At 32.9% G+C, this 22,116-nt stretch carries 18 protein-coding genes and 1 tRNA gene; 5 read left to right on the top strand and 14 right to left on the bottom strand.

Features of this window, described 5'->3' with window-relative positions; genetic code table 11:
- Positions 1–265: 265 nt before the first annotated feature.
- From APR43_RS08330 to APR43_RS08350, 5 genes are all read right to left on the bottom strand, one after another.
- Positions 266–718, bottom strand: coding sequence for a hypothetical protein (locus tag APR43_RS08330; protein ID WP_053470015.1), 453 nt, complete (start codon positions 716–718; stop codon positions 266–268).
- A 227-nt stretch (positions 719–945) separates the two neighbouring features.
- Positions 946–1,413 carry a thioredoxin family protein gene (locus APR43_RS08335; protein ID WP_053470014.1) on the bottom strand — a complete coding sequence of 156 codons (468 nt, stop codon included), beginning with the start codon at positions 1,411–1,413 and terminating at the stop codon, positions 946–948.
- Positions 1,414–1,464: 51 nt separating this feature from the next.
- The gene (locus APR43_RS08340; RefSeq protein ID WP_053470013.1) at positions 1,465–2,949 is read right to left on the bottom strand and encodes a peptide MFS transporter; all 1,485 of its coding nucleotides are present in this window, start codon (positions 2,947–2,949) and stop codon (positions 1,465–1,467) included.
- 1 nt (position 2,950) lies between these two features.
- The gene (locus tag APR43_RS08345; protein WP_053470012.1) at positions 2,951–4,642 is read right to left on the bottom strand and encodes a peptide MFS transporter; all 1,692 of its coding nucleotides are present in this window, start codon (positions 4,640–4,642) and stop codon (positions 2,951–2,953) included.
- A 35-nt stretch (positions 4,643–4,677) separates the two neighbouring features.
- Complete coding sequence (locus APR43_RS08350) at positions 4,678–6,849, bottom strand: S9 family peptidase (RefSeq protein WP_053470011.1); 2,172 nt, start codon at positions 6,847–6,849, stop codon at positions 4,678–4,680.
- Between the two features lie 180 nt (positions 6,850–7,029).
- Here APR43_RS08350 and APR43_RS08355 point away from each other — a divergent pair, with 180 nt between their 5' ends.
- Both APR43_RS08355 and APR43_RS08360 read left to right on the top strand, forming a co-directional pair.
- A complete protein-coding gene (locus APR43_RS08355; RefSeq protein WP_053470010.1) occupies positions 7,030–8,343 on the top strand; it encodes a hydroxymethylglutaryl-CoA reductase, degradative in 1,314 nt (437 codons plus the stop codon).
- A gap of 114 nt (positions 8,344–8,457) precedes the next feature.
- The gene (locus tag APR43_RS08360; RefSeq protein WP_053470009.1) at positions 8,458–9,372 is read left to right on the top strand and encodes a GYDIA family GHMP kinase; all 915 of its coding nucleotides are present in this window, start codon (positions 8,458–8,460) and stop codon (positions 9,370–9,372) included.
- A 21-nt stretch (positions 9,373–9,393) separates the two neighbouring features.
- Here APR43_RS08360 and APR43_RS08365 read toward each other — a convergent pair whose 3' ends face one another.
- The 7 genes from APR43_RS08365 to APR43_RS08395 all read right to left on the bottom strand — a co-directional run bounded on the left by APR43_RS08365 (position 9,394) and on the right by APR43_RS08395 (position 16,353).
- Positions 9,394–9,828, bottom strand: a complete 435-nt coding sequence (locus APR43_RS08365) for a hypothetical protein (RefSeq protein WP_053470008.1) — start codon at positions 9,826–9,828, stop codon at positions 9,394–9,396.
- Between the two features lie 290 nt (positions 9,829–10,118).
- Positions 10,119–12,218 (bottom strand): peptidylprolyl isomerase, encoded by a 2,100-nt coding sequence (locus APR43_RS08370; protein WP_053470007.1) that lies wholly within the window; start codon positions 12,216–12,218, stop codon positions 10,119–10,121.
- A gap of 108 nt (positions 12,219–12,326) precedes the next feature.
- Positions 12,327–13,586 (bottom strand): hemolysin family protein, encoded by a 1,260-nt coding sequence (locus tag APR43_RS08375; RefSeq protein ID WP_053470006.1) that lies wholly within the window; start codon positions 13,584–13,586, stop codon positions 12,327–12,329.
- A gap of 2 nt (positions 13,587–13,588) precedes the next feature.
- The gene (locus tag APR43_RS08380; protein ID WP_053470005.1) at positions 13,589–13,783 is read right to left on the bottom strand and encodes a hypothetical protein; all 195 of its coding nucleotides are present in this window, start codon (positions 13,781–13,783) and stop codon (positions 13,589–13,591) included.
- Positions 13,784–13,786: 3 nt separating this feature from the next.
- On the bottom strand, positions 13,787–14,347 hold the full coding sequence (gene lptC / locus APR43_RS08385; RefSeq protein WP_053470004.1) for an LPS export ABC transporter periplasmic protein LptC: 561 nt from the start codon (positions 14,345–14,347) through the stop codon (positions 13,787–13,789).
- A gap of 52 nt (positions 14,348–14,399) precedes the next feature.
- Positions 14,400–15,626, bottom strand: a complete 1,227-nt coding sequence (locus APR43_RS08390; protein ID WP_053470003.1) for a hypothetical protein — start codon at positions 15,624–15,626, stop codon at positions 14,400–14,402.
- Entirely contained in the window at positions 15,619–16,353 is a 735-nt protein-coding gene (locus APR43_RS08395) for a type III pantothenate kinase (protein WP_053470138.1), read from the bottom strand. Before APR43_RS08395 ends, APR43_RS08390 begins: the two co-directional genes overlap by 8 nt.
- A gap of 104 nt (positions 16,354–16,457) precedes the next feature.
- Between APR43_RS08395 and APR43_RS08400 the strand changes: the two genes are divergently transcribed.
- Positions 16,458–16,533: transfer RNA gene (locus APR43_RS08400), tRNA-Phe, on the top strand.
- A 56-nt stretch (positions 16,534–16,589) separates the two neighbouring features.
- On the opposite strand, the gene APR43_RS08405 is transcribed toward APR43_RS08400, so the two are convergent.
- Positions 16,590–17,156, bottom strand: a complete 567-nt coding sequence (locus APR43_RS08405; protein WP_053470002.1) for a hypothetical protein — start codon at positions 17,154–17,156, stop codon at positions 16,590–16,592.
- Between the two features lie 184 nt (positions 17,157–17,340).
- Between APR43_RS08405 and APR43_RS08410 the strand changes: the two genes are divergently transcribed.
- Together APR43_RS08410 and APR43_RS08415 are read left to right on the top strand one after the other, a co-directional pair.
- Positions 17,341–18,837 carry an MFS transporter gene (locus APR43_RS08410; protein ID WP_053470001.1) on the top strand — a complete coding sequence of 499 codons (1,497 nt, stop codon included), beginning with the start codon at positions 17,341–17,343 and terminating at the stop codon, positions 18,835–18,837.
- A 12-nt stretch (positions 18,838–18,849) separates the two neighbouring features.
- On the top strand, positions 18,850–19,077 hold the full coding sequence (locus APR43_RS08415; RefSeq protein WP_053470000.1) for a DUF6814 family protein: 228 nt from the start codon (positions 18,850–18,852) through the stop codon (positions 19,075–19,077).
- Between the two features lie 118 nt (positions 19,078–19,195).
- Here the strand turns inward: APR43_RS08415 and APR43_RS08420 are convergent, their stop codons facing one another.
- Positions 19,196–22,063 carry an alpha-amylase family glycosyl hydrolase gene (locus APR43_RS08420; protein WP_053469999.1) on the bottom strand — a complete coding sequence of 956 codons (2,868 nt, stop codon included), beginning with the start codon at positions 22,061–22,063 and terminating at the stop codon, positions 19,196–19,198.
- Positions 22,064–22,116: the final 53 nt, after the last annotated feature.

The raw sequence follows: 22,116 nt of genomic DNA on the forward strand, positions 1-22,116 counted from the left end.
GTTTATTGGTTTTTGGCTGGTTAATAAAACTAAATTAACACAAAACCTGTTGCCAACAATCTCCATTAAAACAAATAGTTACAAAAAAAACGCATTAAAATGAATTTAATTATTTAAGATTCTTTATTTGAAAAAAACGAAAAATTTACGGTCTTAAAATATTAAATGTACAATTTACATTTTAGCTTGTTTAAAAAAAATATCCCTTTTCAACATAATTGAAAAGGGATTCTACAAATTAAACTAAGAAACTTAATTTAAATTATTACTCACTCGGATGCAGAATATTATTTGATTCTGCAATCCATGCTTTTGCACCTCCTGGTTTGTATGCAATTTTACCAAGAGCGCTAAAAGTTGTTTTGTTTTTTCTTATCGAAGCCATCGCATAACATACTTGCGGCAGATCATCAACTCCAAAAGCATTTTTTAATTTAATGTTTTGTTCTTTATCTCCATCTGAAGCTGTAGCGTCTGATAAATCTAATTTTACAAGAATTACATTATCACGCGACCAGACTGCAAAGTCTGGGGTTTTAAATACTTCGTTCTGAAGATTTTCTGGTACACCTGAGGCAGTGAATAAAATTAACATGGGTTTTCTTTCTTCATTACTAATTGCAATTGCATCAGTCATGTTTGTTCGCCATGCAAGCGTTTGTGCGTGCATGAAAAATGAACCTAAAAAAAACAGTAGGATAAGTAATTTTTTAGTCATATTATATATTGGTTTTGGTTAGTATAGCATGACGAAATTAACACAATATTTTAATTATCCAAATTTAATTGCATCAAAAATTACATTATATGTTTTTTTATTTATAAATAAATATTGAAATAATAATTTAGGCTTAACAAATGAAAATCTTTTCCTACTAAACAAAAAAACTCCTTACATTACTGTAAGGAGTTTTATATATAATCTTGATTTAAAAATTAAATTTTTTACGATTTCTTAGGATGAACAATTCCATCTGCAACTGTTAACCAAGCCGATGGGCCTCCGGCAACATATCCTGTTCTGCCAAGGCCTGTAAAATTAACTTTTCCATCTTTTGTTTGTGCGCTTGTAAAAAATACAGTTGGAAATCCCTGGATTCCAAAAGCCTGTTGCAGCTCATTATTTTGGCTTTTAAGCTCTGGCGTTTGAGGTACAGCTCTTGGATAATCCAATTCTACTAAAACAACATTATCAGCAGCCCATTTTTTAAATTCCGGAGTTTTTAAAACTTCGTTTTGCAAACGAATACACCATCCGCACCAGTCGCTTCCTGTAAAGAACAACAACATAGGTTTTTGTTCTTTATTACTTACTGTGATTGCTTCTTTTACATCAGTATACCATTTTAGTTCCTGAGCCTGAGTTGCAAATGCTCCAACTATAAAAAAGGCTATTAGTAATATTCTTTTCATAACATGTGATTTTTTTGCAAATTTAAATAAAAAATGAATTCAAAAATCTATTTATTTTACTTCTTGCATTAACCTTCTAATTAACGGAGTCAAAACAATTAATGCAATACCCGCAATTAACGAATATAATGCTAATTGATAATATCCATCTGTATAAGCGATAAGTTTAGACATTAAGGTTGTTCCTGTATTGGCATCAGATATTTCGGCCCCTAATTTTCCGGCAGCAAATTGTCCGAAAGCACTAGAAAGGAACCATAATCCCATCATCATTCCAAACAAACGTTTAGGCGATAATTTTGTAATTACCGACATTCCGATCGGGCCAATACACAATTCTCCAAGCGTATACACAAGGTATCCTAAGGCAAAAACGTCTAAAGAACTTAATCCATCTTGATTTACAAAAAATCTGGCAGTGTAAAAAATAAAGAACCCTGCAGCAAGCAAAACAAATGATAAACCAAACTTAATAACAGTATTGGGTTCAATTTTTCGCTTGGCCATAAATATCCATAACAATCCTACTAATGGACTAAAAATAACAACATACAATGAGTTGATACTGTTATTTACCACATTTGGATCAATATGAAAAAACAACATCTTGTTAGATAGATTATCCTTTGCAAACAAAGACAATGAGCCTCCAGATTGCTCAGAAATTGCCATAAACATAAAATATCCAAAAATAAATACAAATGCAGCCAAAAGTTTTCGCTGCTGCTTTCCATCCTTTAACATTATCAGCTCATATGCAAAATATCCTAATGCAACTATTCCCATAGTATACATAAAATACTCTGTAAAGTCAGAGTTGATAACCATTATATATACTAATGGAATAACAACAAAAGAACCTACATAAACTGCAATTTCATATAAATTACGTTTTTTTTGCGGTTGATTTTCTAATGGAGAATTTCCAATTGGTGCTAAATGCTTTTTTGTTAAAAGAAAAGTAATTACACCAATAATCATAACGATTGCTGCCGAAAGAAAACAAAGGCTCCATGAATAGTTTTTCCCTAAATAAATAGGAATAGCACCACCAAGCATTCCGCCAATATTAATTCCTGCATAAAACAATCCGTAACCTGCGTCACGACGTCCGTCATTTTCATGGTACAACTCCCCAACCATTGAAGAAACGTTTGGCTTAAAAAAACCTGTTCCGATAATAGAAAGTGTTATTCCGTAATAAAAGAAATCATGTGGAGAAGCTGCGATCAGCAAATTCCCCAAAATCATTACGATTCCTCCAAAAAGAAGTGATTTTTTAAATCCTAGAATTTTATCTGCAAAAATACCTCCAATAAAAGTAAATGCATAAACAAAAGCCTGAATTGCTCCGTATTGTAAATTTGCTTTTCCTTCAAGTAAACCTAATTGGTCTACCATAAAAAAAGCCAATACCCCTCTCATTCCGTAGAAACAAAAACGTTCCCACATTTCAACTAAAAACAAGTACCACAATTGTTTTGGGTACTTGCCTTTAAAATTTTGAATTTCCTCTAAAGCTATATTATGTTCCATATTATCTTACTCCGTGCATCATTTTTTTCAACAATGGAGTCAAAGCAAATAATATAATTGCAGCGATACCAGTCAATCCAACAAAAACCATAAAGAATTCAAATAAATTATGAATTTCAAAACCTGCAAAATCCGGATTATGATCGCTAATATGATTATCCGCTAATATTTTTAATTGATCTGCAGTTGGTGTAACTGTTTTATCTAAAATAGGTTGTAAATCAATACCTAATTTTTTAGCTTTTATAAATTTATCACTAGTTGCAGGTAATATTGAACCCAGCGTTCCTGACAAAGCATAACCTGCTGCATTTGACAAGAAGAAAACACCAAATAATAGTGACGCAAAACGTTTTGGAGATAATTTACCCACTAATGATAATCCAATAGGAGACAAACACAATTCTGCAAAAGTATTAAGCAAATACAATAAAATCAACCATTTTACACTTAATAACCCTGAAGTTCCTAAAGATTTAAATTGATAAGCTAACATAAAGAAACTAATCGTAATTATTGCTAATCCAACCGCTAACTTCACAGGAGAAATTGGCTCTTTACCTTTAGCTCTTAGGTAATCCCACAATATACTAAATGGCAATGCAAAACCAAAAACAAATATTCCATTAAAAACCTGCACCATTGATGCTGGCATCTCCCAACCAAACATAAATGTTCTATCTGTTTGATTTGCGGCAATAAATGTCAGAGAAGAACCTGCTTGTTCAAACGTGGCCCAAAAGAAAATAATAAAAAACGATACAATATAGACCACAAGAATTCGGTCTCTTTCAATTTTCGTCAAAGAAGAATCGGAAATAATCAATCCTGCTAAAGTCAAACCACTGGAATAAATTACAGGAAAAATTAAAGTCTGTATAAAATTTTCTCCATGTAATAAAAATCTAAATAGAAAAAACAATGCAATAAATGCTACTACCGCAATTACCAAAGCTTTAGAAGAAAACACAGCTTTTTGCGCTTCTCCTTCTTCAAAATCTGATGCTATATTTTTAGACGGTAAACCTCCTAATGGTCTTCCATCTGGGCCAACAACATATTTATCTTTTAAAAAGTAAAAAACAATAGTTCCTAAAAGCATTGCTACTGCTGCTGCTAAAAACCCCCACTTAAAAGCATGAACATTTTGAACTCCGTTAACCACTCTATCTCCTAAAAATGGACAAATTGATTGCCCAAAGAATGCACCTAAGTTAATCCCCATGTAGAAAATAGTGAAAGCAGTGTCTAATTTTGTTTTTTCTTGTTTTGGATATAAACTTCCTACCATACTGGAAATATTTGGCTTAAAAAAACCATTTCCAAAAATAATCACTCCTAATCCAGCCCACATAAATATGTTTGCCGTACCCATATCTTCACTAAAAATGCTTCCACTAGTAAACAAACATAGTTGTCCTGTAGCCATCATTAATCCTCCTAATAGGATACAATTTCTGTTTCCAAAAAAACGATCCGCAATAAATCCGCCCAACATTGGCGTTAAATAACAAAGTCCAAGGAACCCCCCATAAATTAAGGCCGCTTCTTCTTCCTTCATTAATAATGAATTTACAAGAAATAAAGTTAATAAAGCTCGCATTCCATAAAAATTGAATCTCTCCCACATCTCCGTCCCAAACAATACCCAAAGTCCTTTTGGATGCGCAGTTTTTACTTGAGTTTCTCCCATATTATTCACTATATTTAAGGTTAATATTTTTTAAATTATAAATTTTCTTTGATGAAATTAGTCATCTTATTGTAAAGCTGAATTCTCGTTTTTCCGCCATAAATACCGTGGTTTTTATCAGGATAGATTTGAGATTCAAATTGCTTATTAGCCTGAATTAATGCTTCCATCATTTGCATTGAATTTTGCACATGAACGTTATCATCACCAGAACCGTGAATCAATAAAAACTTACCTTTTAATTTATCAACATGGTTTATAGGAGAGTTTTGATCGTATCCGCTTGCATTTTCCTCTGGCGTCTGCATGTATCTTTCTGTATAAACGCTGTCATAAAATCTCCAGTTTGTAACCGGCGCAACAGCGATTGCCATTTTAAATACATCATTTCCTTGAAAAATACAGTTAGAAGACATAAAACCTCCATAACTCCATCCGAAAATCCCAATTCTTGAAGCATCAACATAAGGATACGCGCCAATTACTTTTGCAGCATCAATTTGATCTTCAACTTCGTATTTCCCTAATTCTTTTTGTGTTACTTTTTTGAAATCAGCACCTTTAAAACCAGTTCCTCTTCCGTCAACACAAGCTACAATATAACCTTGCTGTGTAAGAGATAAAAACCAGTAATCATCGCTGTTATTCCAATCGTTGTTTACCTGTTGTGATCCCGGACCAGAATATTGGTACATGAAAACAGGATATTTTTTTGAAGGATCGAAATCTTTTGGTTTTAAAATCCATGCGTTTAATTCGTTTCCTTTTGCTGTTTTTAAAACAAAGAATTCTTTTGCAGGAAGGTTATACGCTTTTAGTTTATCAGCAAGAGCCTGATTGTTTTCGATTACCTGAATTTCTTTTCCTGTTTTTGCCTCGTTTAAAGTATACGTTGTAGGCACTAAATTACTTGAGAAAGTAGTAATAAAATATTGGAAATTCGGACTGAAAGTTGCCGCGCTTGTTCCCACTTTTGTAGTTAAACGGGTTTTGTTTTTTCCGTCTAAACTAATTCTGTAAATATCTCTATTGATAGAACCATTTTCTGTAGACTGGTAGAAAATAGTTTTTGTTTTTTCGTCGAAACCGTAGTAAGACACCACTTCCCAGTTTCCTTTTGTAACCTGATTTTTAAGTTTTCCGGTTTTATCAAACACATAAATATGATTGAAACCGTCTTTTTCGCTTGTCCAGATAAAACTGTTATCTTTTAAAAAAGTCAAATTATCTGTAACATCTACGTAAGCTTTGTCTTTTTCATTCAAAACCACTTTTGCTGCAGCTGTTGTTCCGTCAATAAATAATAAATCAAGATTATCCTGGTGACGGTTTAAAACCTGTGCAGACAATGTATTGTTATCGTTTGTCCATTGCATTCTTGCAATGTAGAAATCATTATAATTTCCTAAATCTACTTTTTTAGAAGCGTTTCCTGCTGCATCATAAATGTGTAATGAAACTACAGAATTTTTTTCTCCCGCTTTAGGATATTTAAACGTTTCGATTGTTGGATATAAATCTTTTTTGAAGATTGACATTGAAAACTCAGGAACCTGACTTTCGTCAAAACGAATATAAGCTAATTTTTTACTGTCTTTACTCCAGTCAAATGCACGAACAAAAGCAAATTCTTCTTCATAAACCCAATCCGTAATACCATTAATGACTGCATTTTTCTTTCCGTCAGTAGTAACAGCTGTTGATTTTTTTGAAGCTACATCGTAAACATATAAATTGTTTTCTCTAGCATAAGCAATCTTAGTTCCATCCGGAGAAAAAGTTGGCTCCTGAATTTGAAAATCAACAAGTTTCGTTAGAGATTTTGAAGCGATATCGTATAAAAAATAATCTGCTGTAAAAGAGTGACGGAAGATTTGATTTGAATTACAAGCAATTAAAATCTTTTTTTCTGAGGCATCGAAGGTGTAGCTGTCAATTCCGTCCTGAAGTTCTTTGTGGTTTTTAGTATCAATAAGGTTCGATACTTTTTTTAGTGTTGCAAAATCATATAAATCAATCTGCATTGTCCGGCTTGCCTGATCAACATTTAGAACCGTATATTGATTTGTATTCTTTAAAGATTGCAATTCGTCCATTCCTTTTGCCCGAAATGCACCACCATAAATATTTTCGACCGTTATTTTTTGCTGCCCAAAAACCGATGCAACTATAAATAAAAGTACTACAGTAATTTTACTTGTATTCATTAGAATTATTTTAAATATAAAAAGAGCCCAATTTTAGTGAAAAAAATAAACATAATACACATTTTAAGTGTTAAATGTTAAAAAAAATAACGATTGCGTACTTCCATGTTTGAAATAGATTACAATCAAAACTCTTAAAATAGTATCTTTGCGGCAACATTATTATTTAATATATTGAGAATGAACAACGCTGTTGCCGGATTTTCGAAATTATCCAAAAAAGAAAAAATTAACTGGATTGCCAATGAATATTTTTCGGCTCCTGATGAAGCCTTGAGTATTATAAGAAATTACTGGAATTCAGATGAAAAGCTCCAACAGCTTCATGATGAATTTATTGAAAATACAATCACCAATTTATATATTCCGCTTGGAGTTGCTCCCAATTTTTTAATCAACGGAAAGTACAAAACAATTCCAATGGCAATTGAAGAAAGTTCTGTTGTTGCCGCAGCATCAAAAGCCGCAAAATTCTGGGCTACACGCGGAGGATTTAAAACTACGATAATTGATACTGAAAAAATTGGCCAGGTTCATTTTACTTTTAATGGTGATGCCGAAAAACTGCAATCCTTTTTTGAGCAGATAAAACCTAAATTCTTTTCTGAAACGCAAAGCATTACCAAAAATATGCAGGAACGCGGCGGCGGAATTTTAGATATTCACTTAAAGGATAAACGAAATTTACTGGAGAATTACTATCAGCTTCATGCCACTTTTGAAACTAAAGACAGCATGGGCGCGAATTTTATCAATTCGTGTTTAGAGCAATTTGCAACGACTTTAAAAGAGGAATTTCAAAATTCTGATTTGTTTTCTGAAGAAGATACGCTGACTGTAATTATGAGTATTTTGTCTAATTATGTTCCGAATTGTCTTGTAAGAGCCGAAGTTTCATGTCCTATTGAAGAATTAGCCGAAAAACATATTACAAATCCGCAGGAATTTGCAGAACGTTTTGTTCAGGCTGTTCAAATTGCCGAAGTGGAACCTTTTAGAGCCGTAACACACAATAAAGGGATCATGAATGGTATTGACGCGGTGGTTTTAGCAACAGGAAATGATTTTAGAGCTGTAGAAGCCGGAGTTCATGCTTATGCTTCAAAAAACGGTCAATATGCAAGTTTATCTCATGCTAAAATCGAAAACGGAATTTTTACTTTTTGGCTTGAAATTCCTTTGGCTTTAGGAACAGTAGGCGGATTGACTTCATTACATCCTCTGGTAAAATTATGTTTAGACATACTTGAAAAACCTTCTGCAAGAGAATTAATGGAAATTACTGCGGTTGCCGGTTTAGCACAAAACTTTGCTGCACTTCGTTCTTTAACTACAACCGGAATTCAGGAAGGACACATGAAAATGCACCTAAATAATATCATCAATCAATTTGAAGCTACTGATGCAGAACGTCATTTAATTAAAGTACATTTTAAGAAAAACACAGTTTCACACAGTGCTGTAGTTGAGTTTATTGAAAGTTTAAGAAAATAGAATAAATAAAAATTCCAAAAATTTATAGTCTCAAAATAAAATTCCAAATTCCAATTATCTTTGGAATTTGAAATTTATCCCGAAACTTCGGGATTGGATTTTTAGAACTAAAGTATGAAAACAACCTTTTATAGTAACGGAAAACTATTCATCTCTGGAGAATATTTAGTTTTAGACGGCGCAGATGCCTTTGCATTACCAACAAAATTTGGTCAAAATTTAGTTGTAGAAGATGGCGAAAACCAAATAATAGAATGGAAAAGTTACGACTACGACAACAAGCTTTGGTTTGAAACTACGATTTCATTTGAAGAAGTCATAAACAATATTGTTTCTGAAATTGAAACTGTAAAAACAACCTTAATTAACATACTTCACGAAGCATACCTTTTAAATCCAGAATTTATTCAACAGTCAAAAGGATATAAGGTAACAACGAATCTTACTTTTCCAAGAAATTGGGGTTTAGGAACGTCATCTACTTTAATTAACAATATTGCTCAGTGGACGAATATTAATGCTTTTACGCTTCTTAGAAACAGTTTTGGCGGAAGCGGCTATGATATTGCCTGCGCCCAAAATAACACTCCTATTTTATACAGAATAGAAAATAATTTTGTTGAGCCTGTTATTTTCAATCCAGACTTTACAACGAACATTTTCTTTGTTTACCTGAATAAAAAACAAAATAGCAAAACTGCAATACATGCTTACAATAAACATAAACAGCAAAATTTAGCTAAAAGTGTTATTGAAAACAATAAAATAACGCATGCTATTTTAAATGCCAAATCTCTAAAAGAGTTTGCAAATGCAGTCGAAAAACATGAAATCCATTTAAGTAATATCATGGAGATAAAAACAATTAAAGAAATTGCTTTTCCTGATTTTAATGGTACCGTTAAGAGTCTTGGTGCTTGGGGCGGCGATTTTGTAATGGTAATTTCTAAAGAAAATCCAAGAGAATACTTTGCATCAAAAGGCTATGACACAATACTAACGTATGACGAAATGATTTTACAGGAGTAATGGTTTGATCAAAGAAGTAAATTAAAAATTTACTTTCTGATCACTAACGTGTTCTGCTTCCAGACGACGAACTTTTTCGTTTTCCTGTTCGTTTGATTCGATAAGTGTGTTGTGCAGACGTTCGGCCATTTTTTCTATACTATTCGTGATAGAATCATAAACCAATTCCATTCTGCGATGTTTTTCTTCTTTTACAGCTTTTAAAACATCTTCAACAAAAACCTTATCGTACTTTTCAGCCACAGAATCGCGAGTATTAGTAAGCCTGATCACATAGTCGTTACTTAATATAGTAACTTTAAAATGCTGTTCTTCATTGCTCAAATAATACTTGCCTCCTAATTCATCAACATTGATGTCAGTACTGCTCACCTTTAGAAGTTCCGTAATTATTCCAAAAATATGATTCTCGATTTTGGAATAAACTTTAGGTTTTCTTCTCAGTAGATTAAACATAAACATTAAACGCCCCAATTTTTAAAGTATTTGTTTATCATTCTCTTTCAGTTTTTATTTACAATTTGGCAAATAAAGTATACCTCGTTACAATAAAAATTCCGACAAATTAACTGTAATATTTTGAATATCACAAATTTTTTAAGTTATATTTCGATTATTCCCATATAGTTAAGAAAAACATATAAAGTATTTACTACAAAACAGTTATGAAAAATATTAAAAAAAGAAAACCCGAAACATTCGATTGAATGTTTCGGGTTTTCTTGTATGAATTGTTTTACTAGAAACTAGTAATTGAATTGTAATCTGTTGTCTTCAATTTTAGCATTGTTTTTCAACGCTGGTAAAATTCTGCTTGTATCTGATGCGCCTTGAGCTTTTACTTTAGCAACATATTCAGCGTGATTTGCAATTGCAGGAGCTTTTACTGTGCTAATGTTTTTCACTACATAAACTCCAGTGTTTCCTTCAATTGGAGCAGAAATTTTGTTTGCAGCTAAAGCAAATGCATTTCCTACTACTTTTGGCTCTTGTCCAACTCCACCAGGTAAAACCGGATTTTCAAGAGTTACGTTTGTCGCTTGTTGTACTGCTACACCAGCGCTTTTTGCAATAGCTTCGATAGTTGAACCTGTCAATTTAGCTTTTAAGATTTCAGCTTTTTTCTTGTTTTTCAAGATTGGCTCAACGTAAGGTCTTGCCATAGTAACAGAAACTAATCCTGATTTGTTTTCGCTTTTGTATTGAGCAATTACGTGTCCAACGTTAGCGATTTCAAAACGTTTTACGTCTCCAGTACTTGTTTCTTTATCAAATGCCCATCTAATGATGTTTCTTTGGTTTCCTAATGGTCCAAATTGTTCATCCATAGCTTTTGCAGAAATTGGCGCTGCAACTTTTAAACCTAATTCTTTTGCAGTAGCAGCAAAATCTTTGTCTGCAGCTTCCATTTCGAATTTAGTAGCTAATGTAAATACTTTATCAGAAGTAGCTTCAGAAGGCTCAATTTTTTGAGCGATTGTAGCTAAACGAATTCCGTCTTGTTTGTCAGTAACTTTGATAATGTGGAAACCAAATGGAGTTTCTACTAAACCAATTTTTCCAATACCATTATTGAATACAAAATCATTGAATGGTTTTACCATTTGACCTTGACCAAAGTATCCTAAATCACCACCTTGCTGTGCAGATGAATCATCAGAAGCTGTAAAAGCAAGCATCATGAAACTATCTGGATTAGCCTGAACTTGTGCTAAAATTTCTTCAGCTTTAGCTTTAGCTTCTTCTTTAGTTCTTTTTTCTTTTGGAGATGGAGTTTGAGAACCTTCATAAGCAATTAAGATATGACTTGCTTTTGCGTTAACTCCAGCTTTAAATCCTAAAGATTTAGAAATAGCATAATATTTTCCGTAAACATACGGTCCGTAAATTGCTCCGGCTGGTAAGCTGAATAATTTATCAGCATCAACTGCTGGTAAAGCATTTTTAGGAACATATGTAGAATCGTAAGGAACGTCAGAATTTGCGTTTACGAATTCAGCAATATTAGTTGCATTTTTAAAACCTGGCAATGTATCGTTTTTACCAGTTTTTGCATTGTATTCTACTCTACCATTTAATAAAGCAGTAATCTTAGCTTTAATATCAGCTTCATCTTGTTTAGAAGCTTTATCTTCAACTAAAACGTATTGAATTTCACGAGTTGCATCCGCTTTGAATTTTTTCTCGTTTTTCTTCATATAATCTACGATATCTGAATCAGAAATTTTTACTTCACTATCTTTAATAGAAGAATATAAAGCTCCGGCATAAGCAAAGTTTACTTTGTTAGCTTCCATTTCATACTTCAACTTTCCTTCACTAGCAGTTGTATAAAGTCCAGATTTTATTAAAGTATTGTAAATTTGAAATTTTGCGTTTAATTCAGCATCTTTTTCTTTTGCAGTAATAAATTGAGCTGCTTCAGGATTTGTTTTGATGTAGTCTTTAAATTTTGTAACATCAAACATTCCTGCTGCATTTAAAAACATAGGAGCTTTTCCAATGTTCGGATCTGCTTTTAAAACTTCAATTAAGTGTTTTTCACCAACTCTCAATCCTAATTTATCAAACTGAGTTGATAATAATGCGATTGAAACTTCTTGATCCCAAACTCTGTTTGCAGCTTCAGTGGAAGTAATTCCTTGACCACTTTTTTCAAGATTACTAACTTTAACTCTAAAGTCTTCAAATGAAATATCTTTTCCATCGATGCTTCCTACATCTTTTGAACTTTGACCAAATGTTCCTCTAGTAAATAAATCTTGTATTATAAATGCAAATAATGCAAGTGCAATAACACCTATCAATAGAGCTGAACGCTGTCTAATTTTTGCTAAAACTGCCATTTTAATTATCGTTAATTTTATATTCAGTTTGCGAAAATACAATTATCTAGTTAATAACAATACAACTAGCGTTTTATTTTACACAATTTTTTTTAATTCTTTAAAAATTTACTCTTTTATTGTCAATCTGACCAATTCAATTTTGTTGTTTGACGCCTGTTCTATAACGAAATGATACCTGTCAATGACAATCTTTTCGCCCTTTTGTGGAATTTCTTTAGTCGAATTTACGATAAAACCTCCTAATGTCCCGTAAGAATCTTCCTCTGGAATCATCAATTTGTAGGTTTCGTTTAAATACTCTACATCTAATCTTGTCGAAAACAAATACTTACCTTCTCCTAATTCCTGTTCAATCAATTCTTCGTCTAAATCATGTTCGTCTTCGATTTCGCCAAAAAGTTCTTCAACTATATCTTCTATGGTTATAATTCCCGAAGTTCCTCCGTATTCATCTAAAACTACAGCAACATTTTTTCGTTTTTTAATCAAAAGATCCAAAGCATCTTTAATTAAAATGGTTTGCGGCACAAATTCAACGGTCATTAAAACCGATTTTATAGTTTTTGGCTTTTTAAACAAATCAAATGAATGTACATATCCCACAATATCGTCAAGGGAGTTTTGACTTACAACAATCTTAGAATATCCTGTTTCAATAAAAAGTTCTTTTAAATCTGAAACTGTTTCAAACAAATCTATCGAAACAATCTCTGTGCGCGGGGTCATAATATCGCGAGCTTTTACCCCGGAAAATTCTAATGCGTTCTGAAAAATCTGTATTTCTGAATCGACTTCTTCATCATCTTCAACAGAATTCATTTGTTCTGTAATATAATTACCCAGTTCTATTTTACTGAAATACAATTGCACCTGATCGCCTTCTGTCTTGAAAAATTTCTTCAAAACAAAATCTGAAATCCAGATAAAAAAGGTTGAGATATAATAAAAGAGTCGGTAGAAAAGATAAGCCGGAACTGCAAAAACCTTAATTAATGAATTGGCATAAATTTGAAAAAATACCTTCGGAAAAAATTCAGCCGTAATTAAAACTATAAAAGTTGAAATTAAAGTCTGAACCAGAATTGTTGTTAAATAAGAGAATTGAAATCCAAAACCAATTATCCATTGAAGCACAACATCTCCCATATAAAACCCATAAACTACAAGTGCTACATTGTTTCCAATAAGCATTGACGCAATAAATTTTGAAGGGTTTTGGGTAAGTTTGGTTAAAATTTGAGACAGAAAATTATCTTGTTTTTTTTCAATTTCAAGATAAATTTTGTTTGAGGAAATAAAAGCTATTTCCATTCCTGAGAAAAAAGCTGATAGTATTAAACATAATATTATAATACTAATCTCCATGTTTACTGTTTTTTATTACGATCATCAAACCTCTTGGTAAACCTTCTTCTAAAGAAAAACATAAAAATCGCCATTCCGGCAATTAGAAAGCTTAACGGATAATTTACATTTCCTTCGTTTAGTTTTATTACACCGTCGTAAATAAAGAAAACCGCAAATGCTATGTAAACGTATTGTGTATATTTTAAGTAACCCATAATTTATAATTTATCATCATTTGATTCAATTTCACCGCTTATTCGCTGTGAATTGATCACTTTAAAATCTTTGCTAAAATCAATTCCCTGTCCGTAAGAAACTCCTTTTGCATCTGTAAGCTTAAATTTTCTTTCGGTATAAAACCATTCATTTTTCTGGTCAAAATACAATTGTTCTGTTTCCAGAACCTGACCTGCTTCTGATGTAATTTTAACTTTTCCCTGCAAATCAATTATACCGGTCGTTTTGTATGAAACTGCATAATTTGATCGTATAAAAGTACGCTTTTGTTTTTTATCGTATAAAGTAACATCGAGTCCTTTAGGAAATTCAGTAAAAGGAAAGTCAAGATTAGAATAATCCAGCATTTTTGGACTTATCAAAACGCCTGTTATTCTTCCCGAATCTGTATATTTAATGTTTACGGTATCTGCATCACTTCCTGGAACGAACTCTGAGAAGTTAATTTTCTGGACGTCTTTAAAATTACTTTCGCATCCAAAAAACAGTGTCACAGTAAAAACTGTGACAACATTTATGATATATCTCTTTGGTAAATTCATCTGCCAAATGTAATAAATTGTGACGAGGTTAAAAAACCACGTAAATTTAGGTTTAGTTAAATTTACTCTTCACAAACCATCTGTCGTTAAATGAGAAGCCTACGCTGAAGTTCATATAATTTTCCTGAACCAATCCTGCAGAAGTTGTTCCTCTTTTTCCAAATTCGATTCCGAAGTTTACATTTGAAAAAGTTCCTGTTATCGGGAATCCTGCTCCTAATGACATTCCAACATCGTTGATTGATTCGTTGTTCACTATTAAACCCAGTTTTTCATATTTCAAACCAGCTCTATAGGTAATTCTGCTAAAGTAACTAGCAAATGAACTATAGTTTGGAATATAATAACCTCCTACTGCATATTTAGTATACTTTTCATATCTAACATTTGGGCTTGCGTTATAATAGTTAGCAAGTTGTCCTGTTCCCTGAAAAGCAAGTGTAGTACCTACTAACCATTTTCTTGCCTCTCCGATACCTGCTCCGAAAGTCAATTTATTTGGAAGTTTTAATTTTGTGTCAACCGGATCTGCAGTTACTGCATCCGGATCTCCATCAACTTCAATTACTCTTGTACTAACTGAATTTAATGTACTTCCGAAAGTATAGTTTAAACTCGTGTAAACGTTTAGCTTTTTTGTAATTTTAGTTTGATACATTGTACCAATATTAAAATTCACACCCGATAATTCAGATGAGTTTGTTTCTCTGGTTGCATTTTGCACATCAGTCACAGCTTCAATTGTCGTTGTTGTGATCTTACCGAAGTTGTATTGCAAATCTGCTCCAATGTTCCACTTTGGTGTAATTTTATATCCTAAACCAAAGAATACTTTATTAACACCACCTTTTCCTTCAAGTTGACTGCTAACTGCATTTGCTCCGCTATTAAAATCTGTAATTTTATAACCAACTGATGATAATGGAATCAAACCAAAACCAGCTCCAAATTTGCCCATAGGAATTCCTAATGCCAAATAATCAAAAGTTGATCTTTGTGCTTTTGAGGATTCTGTGCTGCTTTTGATAGTATTAGTTCCAAAAGTTCCTCCAACTGAAAAAGTAGTTTGACCCAGACTGGCATAACTTGCCGGATTTTCAATATTCAGGTGAATACTATCCTGTTCAACCGCAACTCCTGCCATGCTTCTGTTTTCAAGAGTTCCTTTAAATCTTGTATCTCCAATTCCGTAGAAAGAATATGGCGACGAAGTACCTTGCTGAGCAAATGAAACGAACGAGATAAGCAGACAAGCGCTTATTATAATTTTTTTAATCATTGTCGATTTTATATTGAAATGTTTGGTTCAAACTTTCCAGAAGGAAATTTGAATTGGCAAATATGGTATTTTTTAATCGTTTAGCCAAAAATTCTGCATCACCTCCCGTTAAAATTATTATAAAATTTGAAAAGTTCGACCTATATTCATCGATAAAACCATCAATTTCATAGACGAAACCATTGACAACTCCAGAATGAATGGCCTGCGCAGTCGAGTTTCCTATATAGGAATCTGGTGCTTCTAAGGTCAGTAACGGCAGTCTGGCTGTGAAATTGTGTAAAGATTCGTAGCGTAAACGAAGTCCCGGAGAAATCGCGCCACCGAGATAATTATCATTTTCGTCGATAAAATCGTAGGTTATGCAGGTTCCGGCATCAATTACTAATCTATTTTGCTTGGGAAATTGTAAAGTTGCTCCGGCGGCCAAAATCATTCTGTCTATTCCTAAAGTTTTTGGTGTTGCATATTTATTTATGAAGGGAAAAATATCTTCATGGGTAAAAAAATGAATGTTGAGCTGATTTTCGAAAGTCAAAAATGATTGTTTTTCGACATTTCCAACTGAAGCAACGACCAAATCTGAGCAGTTTTGAAATTTTTCTAAAATTTTTGTAATTTTTTTTTCGAGTTCCTTTTTCTCAAAAACAAAATTCTCAACAACAGTACTTCCCTCAAAGACAGCTGCTTTAATTCGAGTGTTTCCAACGTCAACCGCTAAAGTCATATTTATTTTTTTACCCTTGCGAAGATACGAATTGATTTTTTTAAAAAAATGTTTTGGATAAACGAAAAATGATTCTATCTTTGCACCCGCAATAAGCACCACACGGTACCTTAGCTCAGATGGTAGAGCAATGGACTGAAAATCCATGTGTCCCTGGTTCGATCCCTGGAGGTACCACCAAAACCCACTCAACCGAGTGGGTTTTTGTTTTTACATATTTTCCTGAAAAACATCAATCATTTTCTATAATAGCAACGATCCATTATACCAAATACGTCTTGGACTAATTTAATGTTAGCATTTGATGTTACTATTTCATAGGGATGATTCATAGGTGAATAATACTGAACTATCTTTTCATCATTATGTCTTATTTCTAATATATATAATGATGCATGTCCATGATCATGTGCACAATTTTGATAGTAGCTCTCTTTCTTCAAAATTTCTAAGATATTTTTTAGGCGCATTTTTTCTTCTAAAGAAAGAATTACCGCCTCCGTTGAATTTTCTCTTTTTTTGATAGCATTGAATTCTTTATCAAAGTCAACTATCAAAAAAGTAGAATTCTTAAAACCTTCATTCCAACGACACATAAGAATTCCATTTTTTATTTTATCAAAATCTTCAAACTGATTGATGTTGAAATATGAAGAAGAATAAAATGCTTTGTAATTTGAAGCCAAATCTTCTGGAGGAACAATTAAAATACTGCATTCATTTTTTTTATACACCGCTTCTTTTCGAGTTGTACATGCACTTAAAATTAAAAAAACGATTAACAGCCCTATTTTCTTTTTCATAATAATTTTAAACTTTTACTCTCATTTAATTAATTTCAAATGTAAATTAAACAGTTAAATCTTATAAGTCAAATTTTAAGTTGTTTTTGTTAAAAAAGTATTAACTAAATAAAAAAATATCCGTTATATTCGTGAAATCGTATTATAGCTTTTTATTTATTATTAAAAACACAGAGCGTTTTTTATGGGTAAAACTTCTACTAAAGGCATTTGGAAAGTAATTTCTGCCTCTTCTATGGGAACAATGATTGAATGGTATGATTTCTATATTTTTGGAAGTTTGGCCGTTGTAATTTCAACCAAATTTTTCCCGAGTGATAATCCCACCGCTGCGTTTTTATCGACTTTAGCCACTTTTGCTGCCGGATTTGTTGTTAGACCTTTTGGAGCTTTGTTCTTTGGAAGATTAGGCGATATTATTGGCAGAAAATATACTTTCATGGCTACGTTATTATTAATGGGAGGTTCTACCTTTTTAATAGGATGTATTCCGAGTTATGAAACGATTGGTTTTCTTGCTCCATTATTAGTTTTGATTTTACGTTTATTACAAGGTTTAGCCCTTGGCGGAGAATATGGCGGCGCGGCTACTTATGTTGCAGAGCATGCTCCTGTTGGTCAAAAAGGATATTGGACTTCGTGGATTCAAACCACAGCAACTGTTGGGTTGTTTATTTCTTTAATGGTAATTCTGGCTACTAAAAATATACTTTCAAGCGAGGCTTTTGATTCCTGGGGATGGCGCGTTCCTTTTTGGGTTTCTATTGTTATGGTTGGGGTTTCTTATTTGATTCGGAAAAATATGGATGAATCGCCTGTTTTTGCAAAAGCGAAAAAAGAAGGTACTACAAGTACAAATCCGTTAAAGGAAAGTTTCGGTAATAGATATAATTTAAAATTTGTTTTGCTGGCTTTATTTGGAGCCACAATGGGGCAAGGTGTTGTTTGGTATACCGGTCAATTCTATGCTATGAGTTTTATGAAAACGGTTATGAATGTAGAATCTTCTCAGGTTGATAGCTTACTGGGAATTGCATTATTATTAGGTACTCCGTTTTTTATTGTTTTTGGATGGCTGAGTGATAAAGTAGGCCGAAAATATATTATGATGTCTGGAATGCTGCTTGCTATTTTGTTCTACAGACCTATATATAAGATGATGTACAACACTACTGATGTTAATTACAAAACCGAAATCGTAGAAAGAACAACCCAAAATACAGAAACAGCAAAAAATAATGATGTAATTACCACAGTTTCAAAAATCTATACTGACGGAACTACGTATATTGAAAAGAAGACAGATTTTGCTAATAAGAAGAAATCTCAAAGCAGTGTTATTATTAATATCAATTCTGGCGATGAATGGACCTTAATTTTTTTAGTTTTCATTCAGGTTATATTTGTTACAATGGTTTATGGGCCAATTGCGGCATTTTTGGTTGAGATGTTTCCAGCTAAAATCAGGTATACTTCAATGTCACTTCCTTATCATGTAGGGAATGGGATTTTTGGAGGTTTACTGCCGGCAATTTCGACTTATTTTGTAACGCATGCAAAAGCGGCCGGAAAAAGTGATTTTTATCTTGACGGACTTTGGTATCCTATTATTATAGCTTCAATCTGCTTTGTGATTGGAATGATTTACATAGACAACAAAAACAAAATTAATCATCTTTAACATTTTATGAACATGGACAAAATCAAACAAACTTTAGGCGTTTTATGGGTTATTTTGGCAGTTGCAGCCGCTTATTTCTGCGTGTTTGAATTTGGCTTACCTAAATTATTATCAGACCAGCAAGATGATTTAGTTTTTGGCATCATTATTCTTTTTATTCTAACGCCTCTTATTGTTTTGGGCTTAGGGACTTTTGGTTATTTTGCCGTAATTGGGGAATACAACGATAAAAAGAAATAAACGAAAACAATAAACAACTAAACCAGAAAAGGGCTGTCTATTTTTCAATAGAACAGCCCTTTCTCATTACTAACCAAACCAAATTTTTAATCTGTTAGAGATATATTTTTTTCAGCGTTTATTTTTTGATAAACTTCATTACCTGAACTTTGTTATTTTCATCTGAAGCTTTTACGACATACAATCCTGTCTGTAATTCGCTTACGCCAAATTGAAAATCAGCATTACCATTTGAAGTAAAACTTTTTACTAATTGTCCGGAAATTGAATAAACCTGAACTTTTGTAAAAGGAGTATTTAAGGTAAAGTAATTTGAAACCGGATTTGGATACAAACTCACTGAATTTCCTTTTTCAAAATCTTCAATGGCAAGATTTGCTGTTTTATTACCATAAATTCTGTATTCTCCTGCTGGTAAATTTATTGCAGCATTTACATCCGTAACATTTATTGTTGTATTATCCATTAAATTGTACCAAGTTCCTGTGTAAGGAAAGCCTGTTGCAACATTTTGTGCAGAAGTACCAAAATTGGCTAAAATCACAACATCTTTTAATTGTGTTGAAGCTAAACTTGCATTTGTAATTTTGATGTTTACTGTTGATGAATTAGCATTTGTAATTGTAGAAGTTCCTAAAAATACCGGCTCTACCGTTTTTAACGTAATCATTTTTGCCCAATCGTTGTAGATTTTACTACGATTTGAATCTCCCAACCAATTGTTTACCCATTGCGGCTGTGGTTTTGTATCTAATTTACAATCTCCTGCTATTGTTGCTGAAGCATCGTTTACAGTTCCATCATTACAGGTATAAATAGATTTCTCCCATCCTAATTCTCCAAAATGCCAAATCATTTTTGGCCCCGGAACCAGTAAAGAAACTGCTCCAATTGCAGACATTCTTGATAAAGCTGTATTTAATGTTTTTACATTGTATGAACCATTTGAAGCTCCGTATTGTATATTTTTATACATCAGTCTTTCTTCATCATGACTTTCCGCATAACCCATTAAACGGTTTGCTGTAAAACCACGACTTGCACTTGACATTCTTGTAATATTACTTGTGTATCCCATTGACAATTCATTGTACTGATCTGTCATTTTTCCCCACATCATAATCCCTTTGCTTGGCGTTTCGGCAATTCTGTAATTTGCCCATTGCTGCTCCTCTGTATCAGTTCCTAAATGCTCAAAAATGGTGTAATGTGTTGGATCTAAACTCCATGAATAATCAGCATATTTTTTTAGAATATCAACTCTATCCTGCTGATATCCATTCGTACAAGATTCATCTGAAGCTGTACAAGCCTGTGTAAATCCTTTTGTTAAATCCCAACGGAAACCATCGATTTTATATTCTTCAATCCATTGTTTGATAACACGATTAACATAATACTGTGTTTTAAGTGATTGATGATTAAAATCTTCTCCAACACTATAAGTATGTTTCGCAACCATATTAAAATATGGATTTTCGGCCGTTGGAGATCCAAAACCGTCTCCATCAGGATCGTTCATCCACATTCTCACCATTGGATTTCTTCCAAAAGCATGATTTAAAGCCACATCAAGAATAACAGCAATTCCGTTTTGGTGGAATACATCGATCAACTCTTTTAGTTTATCAGATGATCCGTAAAATTTATCCAAAGCCATATGAAATGAAGTATTATAACCCCAGCTTTCATTGCCTTCAAATTCCATTACCGGCATTAATTCGATTGCATTTATTTTAAGGTTTTTAAAATAATCTATCTTATCTATTAAACTTTGATAATTTTTAGCAGCATCAAAATCACGAACCAAAACTTCATAAACAACCAATTTTTCTTTTGCTGGTTTTGTAAAGTTTGTTACTTGCCAATTATAAGGCGTTTGTCCTGTTTTAAGAACTGTAACTTCAAATTGCTGTCCTGCTGGGTAAGCAGGAATATTTGGGTAAGAAGCTGCAGGAATTCCAGGATCATCATAAGGAGATAAAACCAAAGTCGAATACGGATCGGCAGTTTTTACCATTGCAGGAGAATTTGCAAGCGGCGTCGCATCTACAACCCAATATTGGTACGTATTATTTACTCCCGAAACTAAACCCGTCAATTCTAACCAAAATTTACCAGAAGTCGGATCTTTTTTCATGGCATACGCCGAAGTTGGCTGCCAGTTATTGAAACTTCCGGCTACATAAACAAAATCTTTTAAAGGTGCGTCTAAAACTAAAGTTGCTTTTGAAGCATCTGCACTATTATAATTAATTCCGTCAACCAAGCCTGTTGGCATCGCTGCTGAAACAGTATTAGGATTTACTACAACCGAGAACTTTTTTACTATAGTAACTGCTCCTTGAGTTGCGCTTAATTCATAACTTTGATTACCTGTAATATTAGTATGCGAATACGAGTAACTTGCTGTGTTTGTATTTGTATTGATAACCGTTCCATTTGCTTTTAAAGAATAGCTTGCGTTTCCGTTTGTATTTGTCGCTGTAATAGTAAAATTAGAACCAGAAGCTATAATTGTTGCGCTATTTTCAACTGGTGCAGATAGATTTACCTGAAAAGATCCTACCTCAACTAAAATATCCTGAGACTTTTTATCGCCTGTTCCGTTTTTAGCTTTAATTAAAAAACCAATTTTTCCAATTCCTGTGGTGTTGTAATATGTTGTTGGAACAATTGTTTTTGTATAAGTATCTGTGCCTGCATTATAAGTAAACTTACTGGCATCACTTGAAGCTTCCCAAGAACCATTGTTTGGAGTACCTTTTTGTGTAGTATCGTTTGTGTCAAAAGCCCATGCCCACATGTAAAGAGAATGATCTGCAACTCCCCATGTAGCCTCATTAATACTGTTTCCATTAACTGTAATAGTTATAGAAGTAGTTTCTTCAAAAGCTGCAGGACTAACAGAATAGGTAACCGTTTGTTGCTGTGCAAAAGAAAACACAGACAATAAAAGGAAAAATAAGAGTAAAGTTTTTTTCATAATAATTCGGTTAGTTAATTATTAAAAAAGGGCTATCTGGAGATAGCCCTTTT

It is taken from the genome of Flavobacterium sp. NLM (assembly GCF_002210235.1).
GTDB lineage: Bacteria > Bacteroidota > Bacteroidia > Flavobacteriales > Flavobacteriaceae > Flavobacterium > Flavobacterium panici.